Here is a 677-nt window from a genome sequence, read left to right on the forward strand (position 1 = left end):
GGGAAAGGAGATAATCCGGGCCAATTTTAAGAAAGAGCGGATCCGCATCGCCTTCAACCCGCTTCAATCTCGTTTCGACGTCACTGATGCTTCGATAGTAAAAGATCGGGCCTATATTCCTGACATATTTGAACTTTGGAAGCCCGGAACGAACGTATTCGAATTCGCAAATAACTTCGTCAACGAATTGAAGAAGATTAGAGAGCTCTCGCCAGATGACATCAACAACGTGCAGTCCGCAATCGGTCGACTGCATGGATTGACACAGTACAGTTTCACTGCACTTACGCTAAATTCAAGTGTAGATTCGGAAACGGTTGCCGAGGTTTTTGTCCGCATAAACGGCGAAGGAAAGAAGCTCAATCAAGCTGACTTCATTATGACGCTAATGTCGGTCTTTTGGGACGAAGGCCGTTCTGATTTAGAGCAATTTGCCCGAGACGCGGCCGCACCGAGCACCGATCGAGCTTCGCCTTTCAATCATTTTATCAAACCTTCGCCCGACCAATTACTTAGGGTTGGAGTCGGGCTTGGACTTAAGCGCGCGAGACTGGAGAATGTCTACAGTGCGCTACGCGGCCGGGATGCATCCACCGGCGAAATCGACGCGCAAAAGCGCGACGCACAGTTCGATATTTTGCGCTCTGCCCAAGAGAGGGCTTTGAACTATACAAATT

The 677-nt window shown here is 49.2% G+C and carries 1 pseudogene; it reads left to right on the forward strand.

From position 1 onward, the window contains the following. Positions 1-677 (forward strand): annotated as a pseudogene (locus tag KBX53_RS34960) (hypothetical protein); the annotation flags it as partial.

Source organism: Micromonospora sp. M51 (assembly GCF_018070305.1).
In the GTDB taxonomy this organism is placed as follows: domain Bacteria; phylum Actinomycetota; class Actinomycetes; order Mycobacteriales; family Micromonosporaceae; genus Micromonospora; species Micromonospora parva.